Source organism: Dactylosporangium aurantiacum (assembly GCF_000716715.1).
GTDB lineage: Bacteria > Actinomycetota > Actinomycetes > Mycobacteriales > Micromonosporaceae > Dactylosporangium > Dactylosporangium aurantiacum.
In genome coordinates, this window is the sequence record NZ_JNYJ01000002.1 from 109,137 (window position 1) to 130,155 (window position 21,019).

Genomic DNA, 21,019 nt, shown 5'->3' on the forward strand with positions numbered 1-21,019 from the left:
CGGGAGGGTGAGCGTGGTCCGCGCGGTTCGACGCGCCCTTGACGCGCGCTGGACCGCCGGGGCGCGGGCCGCCGCGGATCCGTGGCGCCGGCGGCCGCCGGGCTGCTCCTGCCGCGCTCGACCGGGTCACGACCGGCCGGTGCGACCGTTCGGCGGCACCCGACGACAGGGGAGGACTGGATGACCGACGTTTCCGCGCACACCACGACCGACGGGGCCGTCGCCCGTGCCCGCGCCGTGGTCCGGCTCAACACGGCGTACTTCCGGGCGAAGGTCCTGCAGAGCGCCGTCGAGCTGGGCGTGTTCGACCTGCTCGACGGTGGCCCGCAGCCGGCCGCCGACATCTGCGCCAAGCTCGGCATCCGGCACCGGCTGGCGGTCGACTACCTCGACGCGCTGACCGGCCTGGGCCTGCTGGAACGCGACGGCGACCGGTACGGCAACAGCGCCACCGCCGCGGAGTTCCTCGTCTCGGACCGCCCGGCGTACCTCGGCGGCACCGCCCGCCAGCACGCGAAGCTGCACTACCACGCGTGGGGCAAGCTCGCCGACGCGATGCGCGAGGGCCGGGCCCAGTCGGCGGTCGCCGCGCAGGGCGCCAAGGCGTACGTGAACTACTACGAGGACCTCGAACAGGCCCGGCGGGTCATGACGCACATGGACGCGCACAACGGGTTCACCGCCGACGAGATCGCCCGGCAGCTGGACTGGCGCGGGTACACCACCGTCACCGACGTCGGCGGCGCCCGCGGCAACGTGGCCGCCCGGATCGTCCAGGCGGTGCCGCACCTGCGCGGGCACGTCGTGGACCTGCCGGCGCTGCGGCCGCTGTTCGACGAGCTGATGGCGCAGCTCGGCACCGCCGGGCAGGTCCAGTTCCACGGCGGCGACTTCTTCGCCGACCCGATCCCGGAGTCCGACGTGATCGTCGTCGGGCACGTCCTGGCGGACTGGCCGCAGCCGCGCCGGGTCGAGCTGCTGCGCCGCTGCCACGCCGCGCTGCGCCCCGGCGGCACCGTCGTCGTCTACGACGTGATGGTCGACGACGACCGCGACGACGTGGAGGCGCTGCTGCAGCGGCTCAACAGCGCGATGATCCGCGATGACATGGGCGCGTACCGGGTCACCGAGTGCGCCGGGTACCTGCGGGAGGTCGGCTTCACCGTCGAGAAGGCGTACCGGACCGACACCATCACCCGCGACCACTTCGTCATCGGCCGCAAGGCGGCGTCGTGACCACCCCGTCGGCGGAGCCGGCCGCCGCCACCTGCGACGTGCTCGTGGCCGGTGGCGGCCCGACCGGGCTGTGGCTGGCCAGCGAGCTGCGGCTCGCCGGGCTCCGGCCGCTGGTGGTGGAGCGGCGCACCGAGCCGTTCCCGCACTCCAAGGCGCTGGGCATCCACCCGCGCACGATCGAGATGTTCGAGCTGCGCGGCATCGCCGGGCGCTTCCTCGACGGCGCGCCGAAGCTGCCGAAGGGCCACTTCGCCAGCCTGCCCGTGCCGCTGGACTACGGCGCGATGGACACCCGGCACCCGTACGGCGTCTACCGCAAGCAGGTGGAGACCGAGGCGCTGCTCGCGGCGCACGCCGCGCAGCTGGGCGTGCCGGTGCGCCGCGGCCACGAGCTGGTCGGCCTGCGGCAGGACGACGACGCCGTGGTCGCCACCGTGCAGGGCCCGCAGGGCCGCTACGACGTGCGCGCCGCGTACCTCGTCGGCTGCGACGGCGGCGGCAGCGTCACCCGCAAGCTCGCCGGCATCGACTTCCCCGGGCAGGGCCCCGGCGTCGCGGTGCTGATGGCGGACGCGAGGTTCCACGACGCGCTGCCGAGCGACCCGGCGATGGGACCGTTCCGCCGGTACGGCGTGCTGCGGCCCGACCTGCGCGCCTGGTTCTCGGCGATCCCGCTGCCGGAGGAGCAGGGCCTGTGCCGGGTCATGGTGTTCTGGTACGGCCGGCAGTTCGAGGACCGCCGGGCACCGGTCACCGAGGACGAGATGCGCGCCGCCCTCGTCGACCTGGCCGGCACCGACTTCGGCATGTACGACGTGCAGTGGCTGACCCGGTTCACCGACGCGTCGCGGCAGGCGGCCCGGTACCGCAGCGGCCGGGTGTTCCTCGCCGGCGACGCGGCGCACACCGTGTTCCCGACCGGCGGGCCCGGCCTCAACGCGGGGCTGCAGGACGCGATGAACCTCGGCTGGAAGCTCGCCGGCGCGGTCCACGGCTGGGGCGGGGCGCTGCTGGACACCTACCACGCCGAGCGGCATCCGGTGGCGGCGCAGGTGCTGCGTGACACCCGGACGCAGTGCCTGCTGCTGGACCCCGACCCGCGGTTCGTGCCGCTGCGCGAGACCCTCGCCGAGCTGCTGCGCCTGGAGCCGGTGAACCGGTACTTCACCGGGCACAACACGGCGCTGTCCGTGCGGTACGACCTCGGCGGCACCCACCCGGCGACCGGCGGGCCGATGCCCGACGTCCTCGTCACCACCGGCGGCGGGCCGCGGCGCTTCAGCGCCTGCTGCGTCACCGGGCGGGGCGTGCTGCTGGCGACGTCCGGCGCGGACCGCGGCGAGCTGCTGCGCGGCTGGAAGGACCGGGTCGACGTCGTCACCGGCACCGTGGCGCAGCCGCTGGACGCCGCGGACTACCTGGTCCGGCCCGACGGCTACGTCGCATGGGCCGGCGGCGCCGGGCACGACGAGCCCGGCCTGGAGACCGCGCTGCGCACCTGGTTCGGGGAGCCGGTGTCATGAGCGGCCCGCAGCGCAGCGGAGGGCTGCGAATCGGCGGCTCAGGGTCGAGGTCGGGCCGGCGCCGGAGCGCAGCGGAGGTGGCGGCATGAGCGGCCCGCAGCGCAGCGGAGGGCTGCGAATCAGCGGCTCAGGGTCGAGGTCGGGCCGGCGCCGGAGCGCAGCGGAGGTGACGGCATGACCGCTGGACAGCTTCGCCTGGACGTACCGGAGCCGCCCGGGTCCTGGGTGGACGAGGCGACGTTCCGTGCGGTCATGGGGGCGCTGCCGTCCGGGGTCACGGTCGTCACCACCCTCGACCCCGACGGCCGGCCCGTCGGGCTCACCTGCAGCGCGGCGTGCAGCGTGTCGCAGCGCCCGCCGCTGCTGCTGGTATGCCTCAACGACCGCAGCCGGGTGCTGGACGCGATCCTGCGCCGCGGCCAGTTCATCGTCAACGTGCTGCGCGACCGGCGGGAGGCGACGTCGGCGGTGTTCGCCTCGCGGGCCGAGGACCGTTTCGCCGCGGTGCCGTGGCAGCCGGGCCGGCGCACCGGCGTGCCGTGGCTGCTGGCCGACACCGTCGCCCACGCCGAGTGCGAGGTCGCCGGGACGCTGCACGCCGGCGACCACGTGATCGTCGTCGGCGGGATCGTGGCCGGCGACGCGCACCCCGACCGGGTCGGCCCGCTCATGTACTGGCGGCAGCGCTACGGCGGCTGGCCGGTGACCGACGACGCCCGCGAGATCGCGCTGACCCTCGCCGCGGAGGGCTGAGCCGTGCCCGTCATGCCCGGAGGTGTCCTGTGCCCGCGCCCGTACCGATGATCCCGCCGCACCAGCTGCTGGTGTTCCTGCTGCAGGCCGCCCTGCTGATCGCGCTGGCGGTGCTGCTCGGCCGGGCCGCCCGGCGGGTCGGGCTGCCGCCGATCGTGGGTGAGCTGTGCGTCGGCATCATCGTCGGCCCGACCCTGCTCGCCCACGTCGCCGGTGACCTGTCGGCGTGGCTGCTGCCGCGGCAGGCCGGGCAGTTCCACCTGCTCGACGCGGTCGGCCAGATCGGCGTCATGCTCCTGGTCGGGCTCACCGGCGTCGAGCTCGACGCGGGCCTGGTGCGCCGGCGCGGCGGCACCGCGGTGCGCATCAGCGCCGCCGGTCTGCTGCTGCCCCTCGCCCTCGGCATCGGCGTCGGGCTGCTGCTGCCCGCGACGCTGCGCGGCGCGCACACCGAGCGGCCCGTCTTCGCGCTGTTCCTCGGCGTCGCCATGTGCGTGAGCGCCATGCCCGTCATCGCCAAGACGCTCACCGACATGCGGCTGCTGCACCGCAACATCGGCCAGCTCATCCTGGTGTCCGGCTCGGTCGACGACGCGTTCGGCTGGCTGATGCTGTCGGTGGTGTCGGCGCTCGCGACGACCGGCGTGCGGGCCGGCGACGTCGGCCGGTCGGTCGGCAGCACCCTCGCCGTCGTCGTGGTCGCGCTGACCGCCGGCCGGCTGGTGGTGCGGGCGGTGATGCGCCGGGCCGCGCGGGCCGGCGGCGCGGTGGTCGTCGCCGCGGCGGTGGCGCTCATGCTGGGCGGCGCCGCCGGCACCCTCGCGGTCGGCCTGGAGCCGATCTTCGGCGCGTTCCTCGCCGGCGCGCTGATCGGTGCCTCGGGCGCGCCGCGCGTCTCCGGCACGGGCGGTGCCTCGGGTCCGTCGGGCGCGCCGCGCGTCTCCGGCACGGGCGGTGCCTCGGGTCCGTCGGGCGTGCCGGGCCCGCCGGGCGCCCTGGGTTCGTCGGTTGCGGCCGGCCCGTCGGGCGGTTCCGGTGCGCCGGTGCTGTCGACCGGGGCGGCACTCGCGCCGCTGCGGACGCTGGTGCTGGCCGTGTTCGCCCCGCTGTTCTTCGCCACCGCGGGGCTGCGGGTCGACCTGACGGTGCTGCGCCGCCCGGACGTGCTCGGCGTCGCCGCGCTGCTGCTGTTCGTCGCCGTCGCCGGCAAGTTCGGCGGCGCCTTCATCGGCGCGCTGCTGTGCCGGCTCAACCGCTGGGAGGCGCTCGCCCTCGGCGCCGGCATGAACGCCCGCGGCGTGGTCGAGATCGTGGTCGCCATGGCCGGCCTGCGGCTCGGCGTGCTCAACGCCGAGACGTACACGATCGTGGTGCTCATCGCCATCCTCACCTCGGTGATGGCGCCGCCGATCCTGCGCTGGGCGATGCGCAAGGTCGAGCACACCGCCGAGGAGACGATCCGCCTGGAGCGCAGCGCCGCCTCCCCGGTCGACTGACCGTGCCCGGCCGGGCCCCGCCACCCCGCCTTGCACATCGTGCAGTTCTTGCACGGTGTGCAAGGCGGCGGTATGGTCGGGGCGTGACGGCGGGGCAGGAGCGGCGGGCGCGCCGGCGGGCGCAGAAGCGCCGCGAGATCAAGCTCGCCGCGGTGCGCCTCGCGCTGGAGCGCGGACCGGACGCGCTCACCGTCGAGGCGATCAGCGCCGCCGCCGACATCTCCGTCCGCTCGTTCTTCAACTACTTCTCCGCCAAGGAGGAGACGCTCGCGATGGACTCGTCGTGGACGGCGGAGGAGCTGCTGGCACTGCTCGCCGCCCGGCCCGCCGACGAGCCGCCGGTGCGGTCGATGCGGGCGATCGCCAAGGAGATCGCCGATTCGTTCGCGCCGGCGCGGGAGGAGCTGGAGCTCTGGCAGCGCCACCCCGACCTGCTCGCCATCGGCCAGCCGGAGTCCGAGGAGGACATCTTCCCCGCGCTCATCGCCGCGGTGGCCGAGCGCATCGGCGCCGACCCGGTCCGGGCGGTGTATCCGGGGCTGCTCGTCACGACGTCGTTCGGGGTCGTGCACAGCGCCGTGCGCGCCTCCTGGGTCGAGGGCGCCGCACCCGTCGAGGCCCTCATCGACGAGATGTTCGACCTGCTCGAACGCGGCCTGTAGCACCCCGGCCGCACACGCCCCACCGCCCGCCCCGCGGGCGCGGCAGGACCAGCCCGCCCCGCGGGCGCGGCAGGACCAGCCCGCCCCGCGGGCGCGGCAGGACCAGCCCGCCCGGCGGGCGCACGGCACGACCCACGGCCGGAATCCGCGGCCGGCACAAGGCCCGCCCCGGCGGGCGACACAGCACGACGCACGGCCCGCGACGGCAGCGCGGGGCCGCGCCGACCCATGACCGGACCCGAGTCCAGGAGAGCGCCGATGGTCACACCCGAATCGACGACACAGGGGACCGCCGACGGCGCGCCCCCGATGCAGCGCCGGCAGCTGCGCGTGGTGGTCGTGGCCATCATGCTCTGCTCGGCGCTGGGCTCCCTCGACCTCACGATCGTGTCGACGGCCGCGCCGACCATCGTCGGTGAGCTGCACGGCGTGCCATGGCTGTCGTGGCTGTTCACCGTCTACATCATCGTGTCGGGCATCACCACGCCGCTGTACGGCAAGCTCGCCGACCTGTACGGCTCCCGCCGGCTGTACATCTTCGCCATCGGCGCGTTCCTCGCCGGCTCGGCGCTCAGCGGCCTCGCGCAGAGCATGCCGCAGCTGATCGCGTTCCGGGCCGTGCAGGGGATCGGCGCCGGCGGCATCACCGTGCTCACGATGACGGTCATCGGCGAGATCGTGCCGCTGCGCGACCGGGGCCGGTTCATGGGCATGTTCGGCGCGGTGCTCGGCGGCGGCGCGGTCGCCGGGCCGCTGCTCGGCGGCGTGCTCACCGACCAGCTGTCGTGGCGCTGGATCTTCTACATCAACCTGCCGCTCGGCCTGATCGCCCTGGTGGCGATCGTCCGGGCGCTCAAGCCGCCGCCGCGGGCGGCCGGCGGCCCCGTCGACTACACCGGGTTCGTGCTGCTGGCGGCGGCGACCGCGACGATCACGCTGGTCACCTCGTGGGGCGGCGGGCGGTACGCGTGGAGCTCACCCGTCATCGTGGTGCTCGGCGTGGCCTCGGCGGTGCTGCTCGTGCTGTTCGTGCTGCGGGAGCGGGTCGCGCCGGAGCCGCTCGTGCCGCTGCGGATGTTCCGCGAGCGCACCGTGACGTTCGCCAACCTCGGCAACGTGGCCGTGCACACGTGGGCCACCGTCATCGGCGCGTTCCTGCCGATGTTCGTGCAGTTCGCGATCGGGTTCAACGCGACCAACTCCGGCCTGCTGCAGCTGCCGATCATCGCCGCGCTGATGCTGGTCTCGGCGGTCGGCGGTGGGCTCATCACCCGGTGGCGGCGGTACAAGTGGGCCCCGGTGCTCGGCACCGCGATGGGCGTCGGGTCGCTGGTGCTGTTCGCCGGCATGACCCCGCACACCAGCGCGTGGCTGGTCGTCGTGTACATGGCGGTGTTCGGCATCGCGATCGGCCTGTGCATGCAGCCGCTGATGCTGGCGATCCAGGCGACCGCGCCCCGGGAGGACCTGGGCGCGGCCACCGCCACCGGCACGTTCAGCCAGCGCATCGGCGGGTCCGTCGGGTTCGCCGCGCTCGCCGCGTTCTTCAGCACCCGCCTCGACGCGGAGCTGACCCGCCGGCTGCCGGCCGACACCGCCGCGACCGTCCCCCGCGACGGCTCCATCGCCCCGGCCCAGGTCGACGCGCTCGAGCCGGCGCTGCGGGCGGCGCTGCGCACCGCGTTCGCCGACGCCATCAGCGACGTGTTCCTGTGGACGATCCCGGTGGTGGCGCTCGGGTTCGTCTGCTGCCTGCTGCTCAAGGACGTCCGCCTCGACGACGACATCGAGGTCGACATGTAGGACGCCGCCGCGCGCCGCAGGACCCCGGCCTGCGCCCGCGCGGCCCGGCGACCGGCCGCCGCCCCGCACCACACGGCGAAGGGCGGCCACCCGGGAGGGTGGCCGCCCTTCGGCGCGCCGGGCTCAGCCCGCGTCGGCGAAGTACGTCGACAGCGTGCCGCGCAGCCGCTTGCCCGCCTCCTGCGGGTCCTCGTCCGGCCCCGCCACCCACGCGACCGCGCCGTCCGGGCGGATGAGCAGCGCCGCCGCCGTGCCGGTGCCGACCTCGCGGGCGGTGACGACGTCGACGTGCGGCAGGACCGCCGCCGGCAGCGTGAACGCGGCCGGTTCCAGGTTCAGCAGCACCGGCCGGCCCCGGCGCAGCAGCTGCGCCACGCGGACCCCGCCGTCCAGGCGCAGCGCCGGCGCCCGCCGCCCGACGAGGGGGTGCGCGCCGGCGTCCACATCGGTCGGGTACCGCGCGTCGAGGCCGGTGAGCAGCCGCGACAGGTGCAGGTTGACGTCGCCGATCGCGAGCAGCTCCCGGAACAGCTCGCGCAGCGGGTCGATGCGCTCGTCCGGGTTCATCAGCGCGACCTGCGCTCGGGTCTCCCGGACCACCCGCTCCGCCACCGGCCGCCGCTCCGGGTCGTAGGTGTCCAGCAGTGTGTCGGGCGCCCAGCCGCGCACCCGCCCGGCGAGCTTCCAGCCGAGGTTCACCGCGTCCTGCAGCCCGAGGTTGAGCCCCTGCGCGCCGATCGGGAAGTGCACGTGCGCCGCGTCGCCGGCGAGGAAGACACGGCCCTGCCGGTACGCCTCGACGATCCGCGACGCGTCGGTGAACCTGGCCATCCACGTCGGCTCGCGCATGCCGACGTCGGCGCCGACCACCCGGCGGACCGCGGCGCGCAGCTCGTCGAGGGTCACCGGCCGGTCGCGGGGCGGCACCGGGCGGTCGAACTCGCAGGTGAAGACCCGCACCCCGGTGCCGGGCATGGCGACCGCCATGACCAGGCCGGTCGCGGTGCGCAGCGTGCCGGGGATGCCGGACGGGAAACCGGCCGGGTCGTCGAGGGCGACGTCGCCGAGCAGCGCGCTGACCGTGCCCTCGCGGCCGGGGAACCCGATGCCGGTGAGCTTGCGCACGGTGCTGCGCCCGCCGTCGCAGCCGACCACGTACGCGGCGTCGAGGCGGTAGCGCCCGTCGGGGCCGTCGACGTCGAGGTGCACGCCGTCGCCGTCCTGCTCGACGCCGCGCACCTCGTGCCCGCGGCGGATCCGCGCGCCGAGACCGCGGGCCCAGCGCTCCAGGTGCGCCTCGGTCAGCGACTGGGGGATGCCGAGGGTGAAGGGGTGCTCGCTGTCGAGGCGGTCCAGGTCCAGCAGCGGCGGCCGGATCCCCGCGAAGTGTGTCTTGGGGATCCTGACCGCGGTGGCGAGGAAGTCCTCGAGCAGCCCGCGCGCGTCGAGCAGCTCCAGGGTCGCGGTCTGCAGCCGGAACGCGCGGGAGTGCACGTTCGGCTCGGGGGAGCGTTCCAGCACGACCGCGTCGACACCGGCGAGGCGCAGCTCACCGGCGAGCAGCGCGCCGACCGGGCCGCAGCCGACCACCGCGATGTCCGTCGTGTTCATCCGGTCACCGTCCTTGTCGAGAGGCGTCGGGTCAGTGGGTGGGCGCGGCGGCTGCGAGCAGCTCGCGGATCGCCGGTCGCGGGTGCTGCTGCGCCCAGGCCGAGATGCGCCGCATCTTGTCCTCGGTCGGGTCGATGAACCGGACCTCCGGGCGGTTGAAGTCCAGCGGCGGCAGCATCCAGTCGGCGTCGCGGATGCGTCCGCTGAGGCGGTCCGCGGCCGCCTGCGCGTCGACCTGCCCGGCCTCGACCGCCTCGCAGGTGGTGACGAGGTCCTCGAACAGGTCGGCGTAGAAGTCGGTCGGGCACCACAGCCCCGGGTACCGCGTGTCGTCGAGCCGCCGGCACGGCCCGTCGTCGCCGCTGCGCTTGGCGGCGATGAGGGCGTTGAGCACGTGCTTGCCGCCGATGACGCTGCCGGCCGCCCAGGTGCGGAACAGGCAGTTCCACAGGTCGTAGTTGGAGAACGCGATGAACGCGGCGTTGACCAGCCGGTCGTTGTAGTCCAGCAGGCCCTGCTCGAGCCGCTCCACGTACGCGAACCGCTCGGCGGTGAAGTCGTCCTCGCGCAGCGCCTCGATCAGCCGCCACGACAGCGCGTTGATGACCTCGCACGTGTTGGACAGGCCGCGGGAGAACAGCGGGTCGATGAAGCCGCCGGCGTGCGACATCAGGCACCAGCGCGGGCCGACGGTCGCCGACGAGGAGTACTGCATCCGGTCGGTGCGGACCCACTCGCGGACGCTGCGCGCGCCGGCGAGCTGGCGGCGCACCGCCGGGAACCGGTCGACGTGGGCGAAGAACTCCTCCTCGGCGGTCAGGTCGGCGCGCAGCGGGTAGCGGCGCGGGTCGAGCTGGATGCCGATGCTGCACAGCGGGTTGGTCGCGGCGTCGTGGTTGTCGAACGGGATGACCCACATCCAGCCGCGCTCGAAGATGTGGTGCATCGTGCCGCTGTTGTACGGCACCGGCGGCTGGTCCTGCGGGCCGAAACCGAGGTGCTCGTCGGCCGGCTGGACGCCGACCATGTGCGTGAAGATCGAGCGGGCGTGGTGCTTGAGCCGGCTCGGGCGCTCGCGCAGGCCGAGCTGGTTGGCCAGCGGCGAGCGGAAGCCGCTGGCGTCGACGAGGTACCGGGCGTGGTAGGTGCTGCCGTCGGCGCCGGTGACGGACGCGCCGTCGTCGGTGAGGTCGAGCTTCTCGACCCGGTAGTTCTGCCGGGCGTCGCAGCCGTACCGGACGGCGGCGTGGAACATGAACGCGTCGGTGTCCTGGCGGAAGTAGTGCGCGGCCTGCCCCATCGACGACGGGATGCGGAACATGTTGGTCTCGCGCGGGTCCGGCTCCTGCCCGTCGTGGTGGAACGCGAAGCCGAAGTTGCTCTTCTGCCCGTGCGCGCTGCTGACGTGCCGCAGCACCCCCTGCAGGCTGGCGAGGTGGCCGATCTCGGGCACGTCGTAGCGCTCGGAGATCAGCCGCAGCACGGTCAGCGTCTGCCCGATCGTCGACTCGCCGACGGCGAAGCGCGGGTGCTGGGTGCCGTCCAGCAGCAGGACCCGGAAGTCGTGGCGGGCCAGGATCGAGCCGAGCATGGTGCCGGACAGGCCGGTGCCGATGATGATGACGTCGTAGTCGCGGTCGGTGGGCATGTGGTGTCCTTTCCTGCGGTGACGGGTGGCCGGGCTCAGGCGGTGCGCAGCAGCGGGCTGGAGCGCACGTCCGCGCCGGCCGCGCAGTCCTCCAGCAGGCCGACGATCGTGGCGGGGGTGGGCATCGCGGCGTTGCCGCGGCGGATCGCCTCGGCGCCCTCGCGGTACGAGGCGTCGTTGAGCACCGTCTCGACCGCGTCGCGGATGACGTCGGGGTCGGCGTGCTCGACATCGCGGACCGCGACGCCGGCGCCGGCCCGCTCGACCTTGTCGGCCCAGAAGTCCTGGGAGGTGCTCTGCGGCAGCACGACCTGCGGCACGCCGCTGATCGCGGTGATCATGCCGGTGCCGACGCCGCTGTGGTGCACGACCACGTCGCAGGTCGGCGCGAGCACGCTCAACGGGTAGGACTCGACGACGCGCACCGTCGGCGGGCGCTCGGCCACGGTGGCCCGGTCGCGGTGGTCGACGGCGAGGACGACCTCGGCGCCGAGCTTCTCCGCGCCGTCGACGATGCGGGCCACCACGCCGTCGAGCAGCGTCGAGGTCATCCCGGAGGTGATGCAGACCCGGGGTCCGGTGCCGCGCCTGGTCAGCCAGTCCTCGGCGACGACCGGCCCGTTGTAGGCGATCAGCCGCATCGGTGCCCACGGGATGCGGTGCGGGTCACGCAGCGCCGGCGGGCACGGGTCGACGAGGAACTGCGGGAAGACCGGGTCGAGGCCGTGCGGCTCGAACAGCCGCCGGTACGCGGTCCACAGCTCCTCCTCGCCCTGGTAGTCGAAGCCGAACGAGTAGCCGAACGTGTGCCCGACCGCGGGGACCCCGGCCGCCGCGGCGACGACCAGCCCGACGGAGGCGACCGTGTCGTAGACGACGAGGTCCGGTCGCCACGACTCGGCGAGGGCGACCGCGTCGGCGGCGGCGCCCTCCGCGGCCGCCAGCAGGCGCAGCGCCATGTTGACCCGCAGGTCCTTGTCCAGCAGGCCCGGGTCGGCGAACCAGTTGCCCGGCAGGTTGCGCGGGGTGCCCCGGTAGGCGAGCCCCTGGTGGCGGCTCTGCGCCCGCTGGATGGTGGCCTCGTCGCCGAGCGGCACGGTCACCAGGCCGGTGCCGCGCACCGCGTCGACACCCATGGGGCGCACCGCCACCCGGACCTCGTGCCCGGCGAGCTGGCTGGCCCAGCTCAACGGCACGATCCACGGCACGTGCGCGCCCGCCGCGGTTACGAAAAGAATCCGCATCGCCTCTCCTTGTCCGACGTCGGTACCGGTGGCGGACGTTAGGCAGGGCGCTTCGACGCGGCCTCGAATGCGAGTCGATGACGTGGCCGGTCACGGTGCCGCAGCGTGGTAACCTCAAGTCGCGCGAAAGGCGTGCTTTCAACCACGTTTGTCAATGACGGGAGTTCGCGATGTCCCAAAAGTCAGTCGGTGTCGAAGCTATGACCGGATCGGCTGACAGCTGGGAGATCACACTTGTCCACCCGTATGTTGAATATCGGTATCGTCGCGCATGTCGACGCCGGTAAAACGAGCCTGACCGAGCGGATCCTGTTCCACTCGGGCGTCATCGGCCGCGTCGGCAGCGTCGACGACGGCGACACCCAGACCGACTCGATGGACCTCGAGCGCCGCCGCGGCATCACGATCCGCTCGGCGGTCGTCGCGTTCACCGTCGGCGACCTGCGGGTCAACCTCATCGACACGCCGGGGCACCCCGACTTCATCGCCGAGGTCGAGCGGGTGCTGCGGGTGCTGGACGGCGCCGTGCTGGTGCTGTCCGCGGTGGAGGGTGTGCAGGCGCAGACCCGCGTGCTCATGCGCGCGCTGACCCGGCTGGGCATCCCCGTCCTGCTGTTCGTCAACAAGATCGACCGGCGCGGCGCGCGCCACGACGAGCTGCTGCACGACATCCGGCGGCTGCTCACCCCGGCCGCCGTGCCCGTCGCCACGGTCGAGGACCTCGGCACCCCGCACGCCCGGGCCGTGCCCGCGGCGCTGCGCGGCACCGCCGTGGCGGAGCTGCTCGCTGAGCACAGTGACGCGTTCCTGCGCGCGTACCTCGACGACGACGCCGCGCTCACCGAGGACGCCTACCGGGCCGAGGTCGCCCGGCAGAGCCGCCGCGGCCAGGTCCACCCGGTGTTCTTCGGCTCCGCCGTCACCGGCGAGGGCGTCGCCGGGCTGGTCGGCGACCTGGGCCGGCTGCTGCCGGTCGCGGCGCAGGACGGGCCGCTGCGGGCCACCGTGTTCAAGATCGAGCACGGCCGGGCCCGCGAGCGGATCGCCTACGTGCGGGTGCACGCCGGCACCCTGGCCGCCCGGGAGCGCGTCGCGTACCACCGCCGCGAGCCGCACGGCGCCGTCGTCGAGCGGGCCGCGAAGCTCACCGCCGTGCGCACGTTCGAGCGCGGCACGGACACCACCGACACGCCGGCGACCGCGGGCGCGATCGCGAAGGTGTGGGGCCTCACCGACGTGCGCATCGGCGACCAGCTCGGCACCGCCGACGGGCTGGCGGAGACCGGGATCTTCCTGCCGCCGAGCCTGGAGACGATCGTGCGCCCGGGCCGCCCCGGCGGCGGGCCCGCGCTGCACGCCGCCCTGCAGCGCCTCGCCGAGCAGGACCCGCTCATCAGCCTGCGCCGGGACGAGCTGGGCGGGGAGCTGTCGGTGCGGCTCTACGGCGAGGTGCAGAAGGAGATCCTGGCCTCGACCCTCGCCGAGACGTACGGCGTGCAGGTCGAGTTCACCGAGACCCGTCCGGTGTGCGTGGAGACCGTCGTCGGCCACGGCGAGGCGGTCGAGGAGATCGGCGCCGGCGGCAGCCCGTTCTGGGCGACCGTCGGGCTGCGCGTCGGGCCGGCCACGCCCGGCACCGGGATCCGGTTCGACCTCGCCGTCGAGCTCGGGGCGCTGCCGGCCGCGTACCACAAGGCGATCGAGGAGACCGTGCGCGGCACGCTCACCCAGGGCCTGTACGGCTGGGAGGTGCCCGACTGCGTCGTGACGCTGACCCGGACCGGGTACTTCAGCCCGATCAGCGCCGCCGGGGACTTCCGCAAGCTCACCCCGCTGGTGCTGATGGAGGCGTTGCGCCAGGCCGGGACCCGGGTGCACGAGCCGGTCAACCGCTTCGAGCTGGAGATCCCGCCCGACTGCCTCAGTGCGGTCCTGGCCCGGCTGGCCCGGGCCCGGGCGGTGACCACCGTCGACAGCGGGGCCGACGGCGCCGACGGCACCGCCGGTGGTGCCGGCGGGGCCTGCCACCTGCGCGGCACCCTGCCGGCCAGCGCCGTGCACGACGTCGAGCAGGACCTGCCCGGACTGTCGCACGGCGCGGCGGTTTTCAGTTCCGAGCTCAGTGGGTACCAGCCGGTGACCGGCGAGGTACCCACCCGGGCCCGCACCGACAACAACCCGGTGCACAGGGAGGAGTACCTGCTGCGCACGATGCACCGCGCCTGACCCCGGCGGCGGCGACCGGTGGGTCCGCCGCGGGGTTGAGCCGTCGTGGGCCGTCCGGTACACGACGCTGCACCCCGCGGCCCACCGGCACTGTGGCTTGCGTAGCCCTCCCTTATGCTGTGCGTTATCGGCTGGGCACAATATCCGCATGATTTTTCGGGTGCTTGGGCCATTGGAAGTCATCATCAACGGTCAATTTGAGACACCGACCGCGCACAAAGTCAGATGGACTCTCGGACTGTTCCTGCTCCGCGCGAATCAGGTGGTTGACCGCGCCGCGATCATCGATGAGCTGTGGGGTGAGAATCCGCCGCGAAGCGCGGTGACAACGGCACAGACCTACGTTTACCAGCTTCGCAAGAAGTTCCACCGGCATTTTCGAGATCTCGGCTCGGGCGAGCTGATCGAGACCCGCCCGCCCGGCTATGTGCTGCGCGTCGACACCGACGAGATCGACGCCTTCCGGTTCGAGAAGCTCAGCGACGAGGGTCAGGCGCTGCTCGCCGCCGGCCACGCCGAGCAGGCGGCGCGGCGGCTGCGGGAGGCGTTGAGCCTGTGGCGCGGGCCGGTGCTCGCCGACGTGCCGGGCGGCCCGGTGCTGACCCCGCACCTGACCCACCTGACCGAGGCCCGCACCCGGGCGCTGCGGCTGCGGATCCTCGCCGACGCCCAGCTCGGCAACCACCGGGCGCTCATCCCGGAGCTGCGCTCGGCAGCCCAGGAGAACCCGCTCGACGAGTGGATCCACGAGCAGCTGATGATCGCGCTGCACGAGGCGGGCCGGCGCGCCGACGCGCTGGACACGTACCGCGGGCTGCAGCGCACCCTCGACGAGGAGCTCGGCATCCAGCCCTCGATCACCCTGCGGGAGCTGCAGCGTGACGTGCTCGTCGGCAACGTGCGGCGGCACGCCCGCCTCGCCTGAGCCGCGGCGCGGCGCGGGCGCCGTGGTCGACCGCCGCTGGACAGCCCGTCGACCGGCGGGAGCGACAGTGTGCGGCACCGGACCGGCCACGGTCCCGGGCAGCGTGCTGGAAGGGGTTGGCAGATGCAGTCGTCGCTCGACGGCCCGGCGAAGTACGGGCGCAGCGCCCAGTGGGAACGGATCAACCGCACCCAGATCACCGCCGACGCGGTGAGCACCCTCGCCGGGTTCAAGGCGAACGAGGTCAACTTCAAGCTCGCCCTGTGGGACCCGCGGGTCAACGGCGTGCGGTACCTCAAGACCCTCATCCACCACCTCGGCATGAACCTGTCGGCGCAGAACCTGGACCGGCTGCGCCGCACGGCGAACCGCGACGTCGGCGACCCGATCGCGGTGCGCTGCCAGGGCGAGCGCATGTGCCTGGACTACCTGCAGGCCGTCTTCGAGCTGGACTTCATCGCCGGGCAGCTGCCGCTGGACGGCGCGCGGGTGCTGGAGATCGGCGCCGGCTACGGCCGCACCTGCCACCTGCTGCTGTCCAACGCCGACATCGAGGCGTACCACATCATCGACCTCGACAACTCCCTCAGCCTGGCCCGGACGTACCTGGGCGCCGTGCTGACCCCCGAGCAGCTGGCGAAGGTCACGTTCACCCGCATCGACGACGTCGACCGGGTCACCGCGGCGCAGCGGTTCGACCTGTGCCTCAACGTCGACTCGTTCGCCGAGATGGACGCCGCGACCGTGCACCAGTACCTCGACCTGATCGACCGGACCTGCCGCTACCTGTACGTGTGCAACCCGGTCGGCAAGTACCTCGACAAGAGCCTCGACGGGCACGCCCAGGGCGAGGAGACCGTCGCGCTCGCGCTGCGGTCGGGGCTGCTGCGCGACGTCATCGACATCCACGACAGCGAGGTCGTGGCGGCCCAGTCGCACAAGTTCCTCGCCGCGTACCGGCCCGGCCGCGACTGGCACTGCCTGGCCTCGCAGCGGGCCGTGCCGTGGAGCTTCTACTGGCAGGCCCTGTACGCCCGGGCGGCGTCGTGACCCGGCCGGTCGCGGTCGTGCTCGGCGCGTCCGGGCTCATCGGCACCGCGGTCACCGGGCTGCTCGCCGCCCGGCCGCTGCACCTGCGCACCGTCGCGCGCAACCCCCAGCCGCCGCCGGCCGGCGCGCGGGCGCGGGTCGAGCCGGTCGCCGCCGACCTCACCGACCCGGCCGCCGTGCGCGCCGCGGTCGCCGGCGCCGACCTGGTCGTGCACCTCGTCGCGCACCGCGGCGGCTGGCGCGACGCGGAGGGCAACGCGCACGTCAACGTCGGCGTCCTGGACTGCGTGCTCCGGGCCGCCGGGTCGGCCGGCACCCGGCCCACGGTCGTGTTCACCGGGTCGACGTCGCAGGCCGGGGTACCGGCCCGCCTGCCGATCGACGGCACCGAGCCGGACGACCCGCGCACCCCGTACGACCACCAGAAGTGCGCCGCGCAGGGCCTTCTGGCCGCCGCGACCGCCGCCGGCACCGTCCACGGCGTCACGCTGCGCCTGCCGACGATCTTCGGCGCACTCGACGGCCCCGGCATGGTGGCCGCGATGTTCCGCCGCGCGTTCGCCGGCGAGCCGCTCACCCTGTGGCACGACGTGCTGCGCGACCTGCTGTACGCCACCGACGCCGCCGCGGCCGTCGTCGCCGCCGCCGACCACGCGCCCGCCCTCATCGCCGCGGGCCGTGCTGTCGCGGGTGTGTCCGCCGGGCCCGCCGCGGGCCTGATCGCGGGCCCGCCGGGCCGGTCGTGGGTGGTGGGCACCGGGCGGCCGGTGCCGCTGCGGGAGCTGTTCACCCGCATCGCCGCGGCCGCCGCGGAGCGCACGGGCGGCCCGCCGGTGCCGGTGCGCACCGTACCGCCGCCGCCGACCGCGACCCTCACCGACCAGCACGACGTCGTCGTCGACGCGACCGCCTTCACGGCGGTGACCGGCTGGACCCCGGTGGTGCCCCTCGACGAGGCACTGCGCCAGGTGGCCGCCGGCCGGTGAGGTCCCGCGCGACCGGCTGATCCACGACACGGTCGCCTTCGCCGTCCGCTGACCGGGACCGTGCGGCGAGGCACGGCCTGACCCCGCCAGGGGAGGGCGACCACCACGGCTCCGCCCCGTCCAGCCCTCGACGGAAGCCCGACCACGACGCAGCTAGGAAGCGCAGCGCCCGATCTCCGCAGTCCAGCCCCGCCAGGGGAGGACGACCACCACGGCTCCGCCCCGTCCAGCCCTCGACGGAAGCCCGACCACGACGCAGCTAGGAAGCGCAGCGCCCGCACTCCCCAGTCCAGCCGGCCTGGGGAGTGCGAGCGCAGCGAGCATGGGGGCCGCGGGTGGGAACCCCCGCCGCCGCGCCGGAGGCGCGGCAGCTAGCACAGCCGCAGCATCAGCAGCCGGCCGGTCTCCTCGAGGTGGGTGCGCATCGCGGCCTGCGCGGCCGGGCCGTCCCGGGCCAGGACCGCCCGCACCACCGGCTCGTGCTCGGCGTGGATCTGGTGCAGGGTCCTGCCGCCGGCGGTGGTCGGCGGGCCGAGCAGCGCCGTCGTCGACCGCAGCTGGGCGACGATGGCGGCGGCGCGGGTGTTGCCGGCGGTGCGCAGCAGCAGGTCGTGCAGCGAGCGGTCGGCCGGCCAGAAGGCCGCCTCGTCGCCGGCGGCGGCGGCCCGGGCCATCGTGTCCAGGGCGGCCCGGATGGCGGCGTGCTGCTCGGCGGTGCCGGCGACCGCGGCCTTCCCGGCGGCCGGCGCCTCCAGGGCCAGCCGGATCTCGATGATCTCCTCGATGTCGTGGGCGCGCGGCGGCAGGACGCGGAAGCCGCGGTTGCGCTGGATCACGACCAGGCCGGCCTCGGCGAGGCGGAGCATGCCCTCGCGGACCGGGCTGCGGGAGACGCCGAGCAGCTCGGCGAGCTGGTACACCGAATACGTCCGCTCCGGCAGCAGCTCGCCGGCGGCGATGCCGTCGCGGACCGCCTGGGCGACGGCGTCGGCGAGGGTGGGGGCCTCCTGCGGCAGGCGAAGCGACGGCACGAGTAACATGTTACTCATGACTGACGTGGTGGCGGCGCTGGAGGCGGCCGGTCTCGAGGTCCGGGCCGACGCCGGCACGCGCGGCATGTACGCCTCCGACGCCTCGCTGTACCGCATCCCGCCCCTCGCGGTGGTGCGGCCCCGGCACGTGGACGAGGTCGCCGCGGCGCTCGCCGTGGCCCGCGAGACCGGGGTGCCGGTCACGTCCCGCGGCGCCGGCACGTCCGTGGCGGGCAACGCGGTCGGCCGGGGCATCGTGCTGGACTTCTCCCGGCACCTCAACCGGGTGCTCGCCGTCGACCCCGAGGCCCGCACCGCGGTCGTGGAGCCCGGGACCGTGCACGCGGTGCTGCAGAAGGCCGTCACCCCGCACGGCGTGCGGTTCGGTCCCGACCCGTCCACCCACCCGCGGTGCACGATCGGCGGGATGATCGGCAACAACGCGTGCGGGTCGCGGTCCCTCGCCTATGGGCGCACCAGCGACAACGTGGCGGGACTGGAGCTGCTGACCGCCGCCGGCGAGACCCTCGCCACCGGCTACGACGCCCGCGTGCCGTTCGCGCGCGGGGCGGCGGCCGCCGTCGACGCGGCCCGGGCGGCCGTGGGCCGGCACCTGGCCACCGCCCGCACCGAGTTCGACCGGTTCGGCCGCCAGGTGTCCGGGTACGCCGTGCAGCACCTCCTGCCGGAGCGGTTCGACCTCACCCAGGCCCTCGTCGGCTCCGAGGGCACCCTGGCCGTCATCACCCGGGCCACCGTGAAGCTCGTCGTCGACGCCCCCGTGCGGGTCGTCGTCGTGCTCGGCTTCCGCGACATCGTCGCCGCCGGCGAGGCCGCCCCCGCGGTGGTCGCGCACGGCCCGACCTCCTGCGAGGGCCTCGACTCCCGCCTCATCGACGTGCTGCTCGCCCGGCGCGGCCCGGCCGCCGTGCCGCCGCTGCCGCGCGGCGGCGCGTGGCTGTTCGTCGAGCTCGCCGGGGACGACGCCGGCGAGGTCGAGGCCCGCGCCCGCCGGCTCGCCGCCGACGGCATCAGCGACGCCACGCTCGTCGTCACCGACCCGGCCACCCAGGCGCAGCTGTGGCGCATCCGCGAGGACGGCGCCGGGCTCGCCGGGCGGGCCCCGTCGGACCGGCCCGCGTGGCCCGGCTGGGAGGACGCCGCCGTCCCGCCGCAGCGACTGGGGGCGTACCTGGCCCGCTTCGACGAGCTCGTCGCGGCGTACAAGCTGACGTCCGCGCCCTTCGGGCACTTCGGCGACGGCTGCATGCACGTGCGCCTCGACTTCCCCCTCGACGAGCCGGGCGGCACGAAGATCCTGCGCGACTTCCTCACCGACGCCGCGAAGCTCGTCGGCGAGTTCGGCGGTTCGCTGTCCGGCGAGCACGGCGACGGCCGCGCCCGCTCCGAGCTGCTGCCGCACATGTACTCCGCCGACGCGATCGCCCTGTTCGCCGCGGTCAAGCACGCGTTCGACCCGGGCAACCTGCTCAACCCCGGCGTGCTCGTCGACCCCGACCCGGTCGACGCCGACGTCCGCCCGGCCGGCCGGTTCCCGCTCAAGGCCCTGGCCATGGCGTATCCGCACGACGGCGGCGACCTCGCCCAGGCCGTGCACCGCTGCACCGGGGTCGGCAAGTGCCGCGCCGACAACTCGGCCGCCGGCGGGGTGATGTGCCCGTCGTACCTGGCGACCCGGGAGGAGAAGGACTCCACCCGGGGCCGCGCCCGGGTGCTGCAGGAGGTGGTGCGCGGCGAGCTCGCCTGGTCCGACCCGGCCGTCCACGACGCGCTCGACCTGTGCCTGTCCTGCAAGGGCTGCGCGTCGGACTGCCCGACCGGCATCGACATGGCCACCTACAAGTCGGAGGTGCTGCACCAGACGTACCGTGGCCGGCTGCGCCCCCGCTCCCACTACACCCTCGGCATGCTGCCCCGCTGGGCGCGCCTGGCCGGCTGGACCCCGCGCCTGGCGAACCTCGGCATGCGCCTGCCCGGCCTCGGCCGCCTGCTGCGCTGGCTCGCGGGCGTGGACCGCCGCCGCACCGTGCCCGCGTTCGCCCGCCGCCCGTTCCGGCGCACCTTCCGCCCCGAGCCCGGCGGCACCCCGGTGATCCTGTTCGCCGACTCGTTCTCCGACGCGTTCTCCCCGGACGCCGCGGCGGCGACGGTACGGGTGCTGCGCGCCGCCGGCTACGAGCCCCGCCTCCCGTCGTCCGCCGTGTGCTGCGGCCTGACCTGGATCACCACCGGCCAGCTCGACAGCGCCCGCACGATCCTGTCCCGCACCGTCGCGGCCCTCGCCCCCGATGCCCACGCCGGCGTGCCCATCGTCGGCATCGAACCGTCCTGCACCGCGGTCCTGCGCTCCGACATCCACGAGCTGCTCCCCGGCGACGAGGACGCGGCCGCCGTGGCCGGCGCCGTGCGCACCCTCGCCGAGCTGCTCACCGCCACCCCCGGCTGGACCCCACCGGACCTGTCCGGCGTCGAGGTCGTCGCCCAGCCCCACTGCCACCACCACGCCGTCCTCGGCTGGAAGACCGACGCCGACCTGCTCGCCGCCACCGGCGCCAAGGTCCGGCGCCTCGCCGGCTGCTGCGGCCTGGCCGGCAACTTCGGCGTCGAGATCGGCCACTACGACGTCTCCGTCGCCGTGGCCGGGCAGCACCTGCTCCCGGCCCTCGACGCCGCCCCGGACGCGGTCGTGCTCGCCGACGGCTTCTCCTGCCGTACCCAGGTCGCCGACCTGCGCGACCGCCCCGCCGTCCACCTCGCCCAGCTCCTGGACCCGTCCACCCCGGCGCGGTGACGCCGGGCCGACA

Annotated in this window: 15 protein-coding genes; 11 read left to right on the forward strand and 4 right to left on the reverse strand. The window is 74.7% G+C overall.

Annotation, left to right across the window (positions count from 1 at the left end; genetic code table 11):
- Positions 1–180: 180 nt before the first annotated feature.
- The 6 genes from OP18_RS02860 (at position 181) to OP18_RS02885 (ending at position 7,473) form a co-directional block, all read left to right on the forward strand.
- The gene (locus OP18_RS02860) at positions 181–1,236 is read left to right on the forward strand and encodes a methyltransferase (protein WP_052386128.1); all 1,056 of its coding nucleotides are present in this window, start codon (positions 181–183) and stop codon (positions 1,234–1,236) included.
- Positions 1,233–2,759, forward strand: a complete 1,527-nt coding sequence (locus OP18_RS02865; RefSeq protein WP_052386129.1) for an FAD-dependent monooxygenase — start codon at positions 1,233–1,235, stop codon at positions 2,757–2,759. Before OP18_RS02860 ends, OP18_RS02865 begins: the two co-directional genes overlap by 4 nt.
- 174 nt (positions 2,760–2,933) lie before the next feature.
- Positions 2,934–3,512: a flavin reductase family protein gene (locus tag OP18_RS51955; protein ID WP_052386130.1), complete on the forward strand. Its 579-nt coding sequence runs from the start codon at positions 2,934–2,936 to the stop codon at positions 3,510–3,512.
- Positions 3,513–3,541: 29 nt separating this feature from the next.
- Positions 3,542–5,008, forward strand: coding sequence for a cation:proton antiporter (locus tag OP18_RS02875; protein ID WP_211273427.1), 1,467 nt, complete (start codon positions 3,542–3,544; stop codon positions 5,006–5,008).
- A gap of 83 nt (positions 5,009–5,091) precedes the next feature.
- Entirely contained in the window at positions 5,092–5,670 is a 579-nt protein-coding gene (locus tag OP18_RS58510) for a TetR/AcrR family transcriptional regulator (RefSeq protein ID WP_033357107.1), read from the forward strand.
- A gap of 258 nt (positions 5,671–5,928) precedes the next feature.
- Entirely contained in the window at positions 5,929–7,473 is a 1,545-nt protein-coding gene (locus tag OP18_RS02885; RefSeq protein ID WP_052386131.1) for an MDR family MFS transporter, read from the forward strand.
- Between the two features lie 123 nt (positions 7,474–7,596).
- On the opposite strand, the gene OP18_RS02890 is transcribed toward OP18_RS02885, so the two are convergent.
- The 3 genes from OP18_RS02890 to OP18_RS02900 are packed head-to-tail and all read right to left on the reverse strand — an operon-like array spanning position 7,597 to position 11,976.
- A complete protein-coding gene (locus OP18_RS02890) occupies positions 7,597–9,084 on the reverse strand; it encodes an FAD-dependent monooxygenase (RefSeq protein ID WP_033357108.1) in 1,488 nt (495 codons plus the stop codon).
- A 31-nt stretch (positions 9,085–9,115) separates the two neighbouring features.
- On the reverse strand, positions 9,116–10,732 hold the full coding sequence (locus OP18_RS02895) for an NAD(P)/FAD-dependent oxidoreductase (RefSeq protein ID WP_033357109.1): 1,617 nt from the start codon (positions 10,730–10,732) through the stop codon (positions 9,116–9,118).
- A gap of 35 nt (positions 10,733–10,767) precedes the next feature.
- On the reverse strand, positions 10,768–11,976 hold the full coding sequence (locus tag OP18_RS02900) for a nucleotide disphospho-sugar-binding domain-containing protein (protein ID WP_156089255.1): 1,209 nt from the start codon (positions 11,974–11,976) through the stop codon (positions 10,768–10,770).
- A gap of 246 nt (positions 11,977–12,222) precedes the next feature.
- Between OP18_RS02900 and OP18_RS02905 the strand changes: the two genes are divergently transcribed.
- The 4 genes from OP18_RS02905 to OP18_RS02920 all read left to right on the forward strand — a co-directional run bounded on the left by OP18_RS02905 (position 12,223) and on the right by OP18_RS02920 (position 17,163).
- A complete protein-coding gene (locus tag OP18_RS02905; RefSeq protein ID WP_033357111.1) occupies positions 12,223–14,202 on the forward strand; it encodes an elongation factor G in 1,980 nt (659 codons plus the stop codon).
- Between the two features lie 148 nt (positions 14,203–14,350).
- Positions 14,351–15,127 (forward strand): AfsR/SARP family transcriptional regulator, encoded by a 777-nt coding sequence (locus OP18_RS54355; RefSeq protein WP_033357112.1) that lies wholly within the window; start codon positions 14,351–14,353, stop codon positions 15,125–15,127.
- Positions 15,128–15,250: 123 nt separating this feature from the next.
- Positions 15,251–16,177 (forward strand): putative sugar O-methyltransferase, encoded by a 927-nt coding sequence (locus OP18_RS02915; RefSeq protein ID WP_033357113.1) that lies wholly within the window; start codon positions 15,251–15,253, stop codon positions 16,175–16,177.
- On the forward strand, positions 16,174–17,163 hold the full coding sequence (locus OP18_RS02920) for an NAD-dependent epimerase/dehydratase family protein (RefSeq protein WP_033357114.1): 990 nt from the start codon (positions 16,174–16,176) through the stop codon (positions 17,161–17,163). The genes OP18_RS02915 and OP18_RS02920 overlap by 4 nt, the downstream gene beginning before the upstream one ends.
- Before the next feature lie 371 nt (positions 17,164–17,534).
- Here OP18_RS02920 and OP18_RS02925 read toward each other — a convergent pair whose 3' ends face one another.
- On the reverse strand, positions 17,535–18,194 hold the full coding sequence (locus OP18_RS02925) for a GntR family transcriptional regulator (RefSeq protein ID WP_052386133.1): 660 nt from the start codon (positions 18,192–18,194) through the stop codon (positions 17,535–17,537).
- 16 nt (positions 18,195–18,210) lie between these two features.
- On the opposite strand from OP18_RS02925, the gene OP18_RS02930 reads away from it, so the two are divergent.
- Complete coding sequence (locus tag OP18_RS02930; RefSeq protein ID WP_245635232.1) at positions 18,211–21,006, forward strand: FAD-binding and (Fe-S)-binding domain-containing protein; 2,796 nt, start codon at positions 18,211–18,213, stop codon at positions 21,004–21,006.
- The last annotated feature ends 13 nt before the right edge of the window (positions 21,007–21,019 follow it).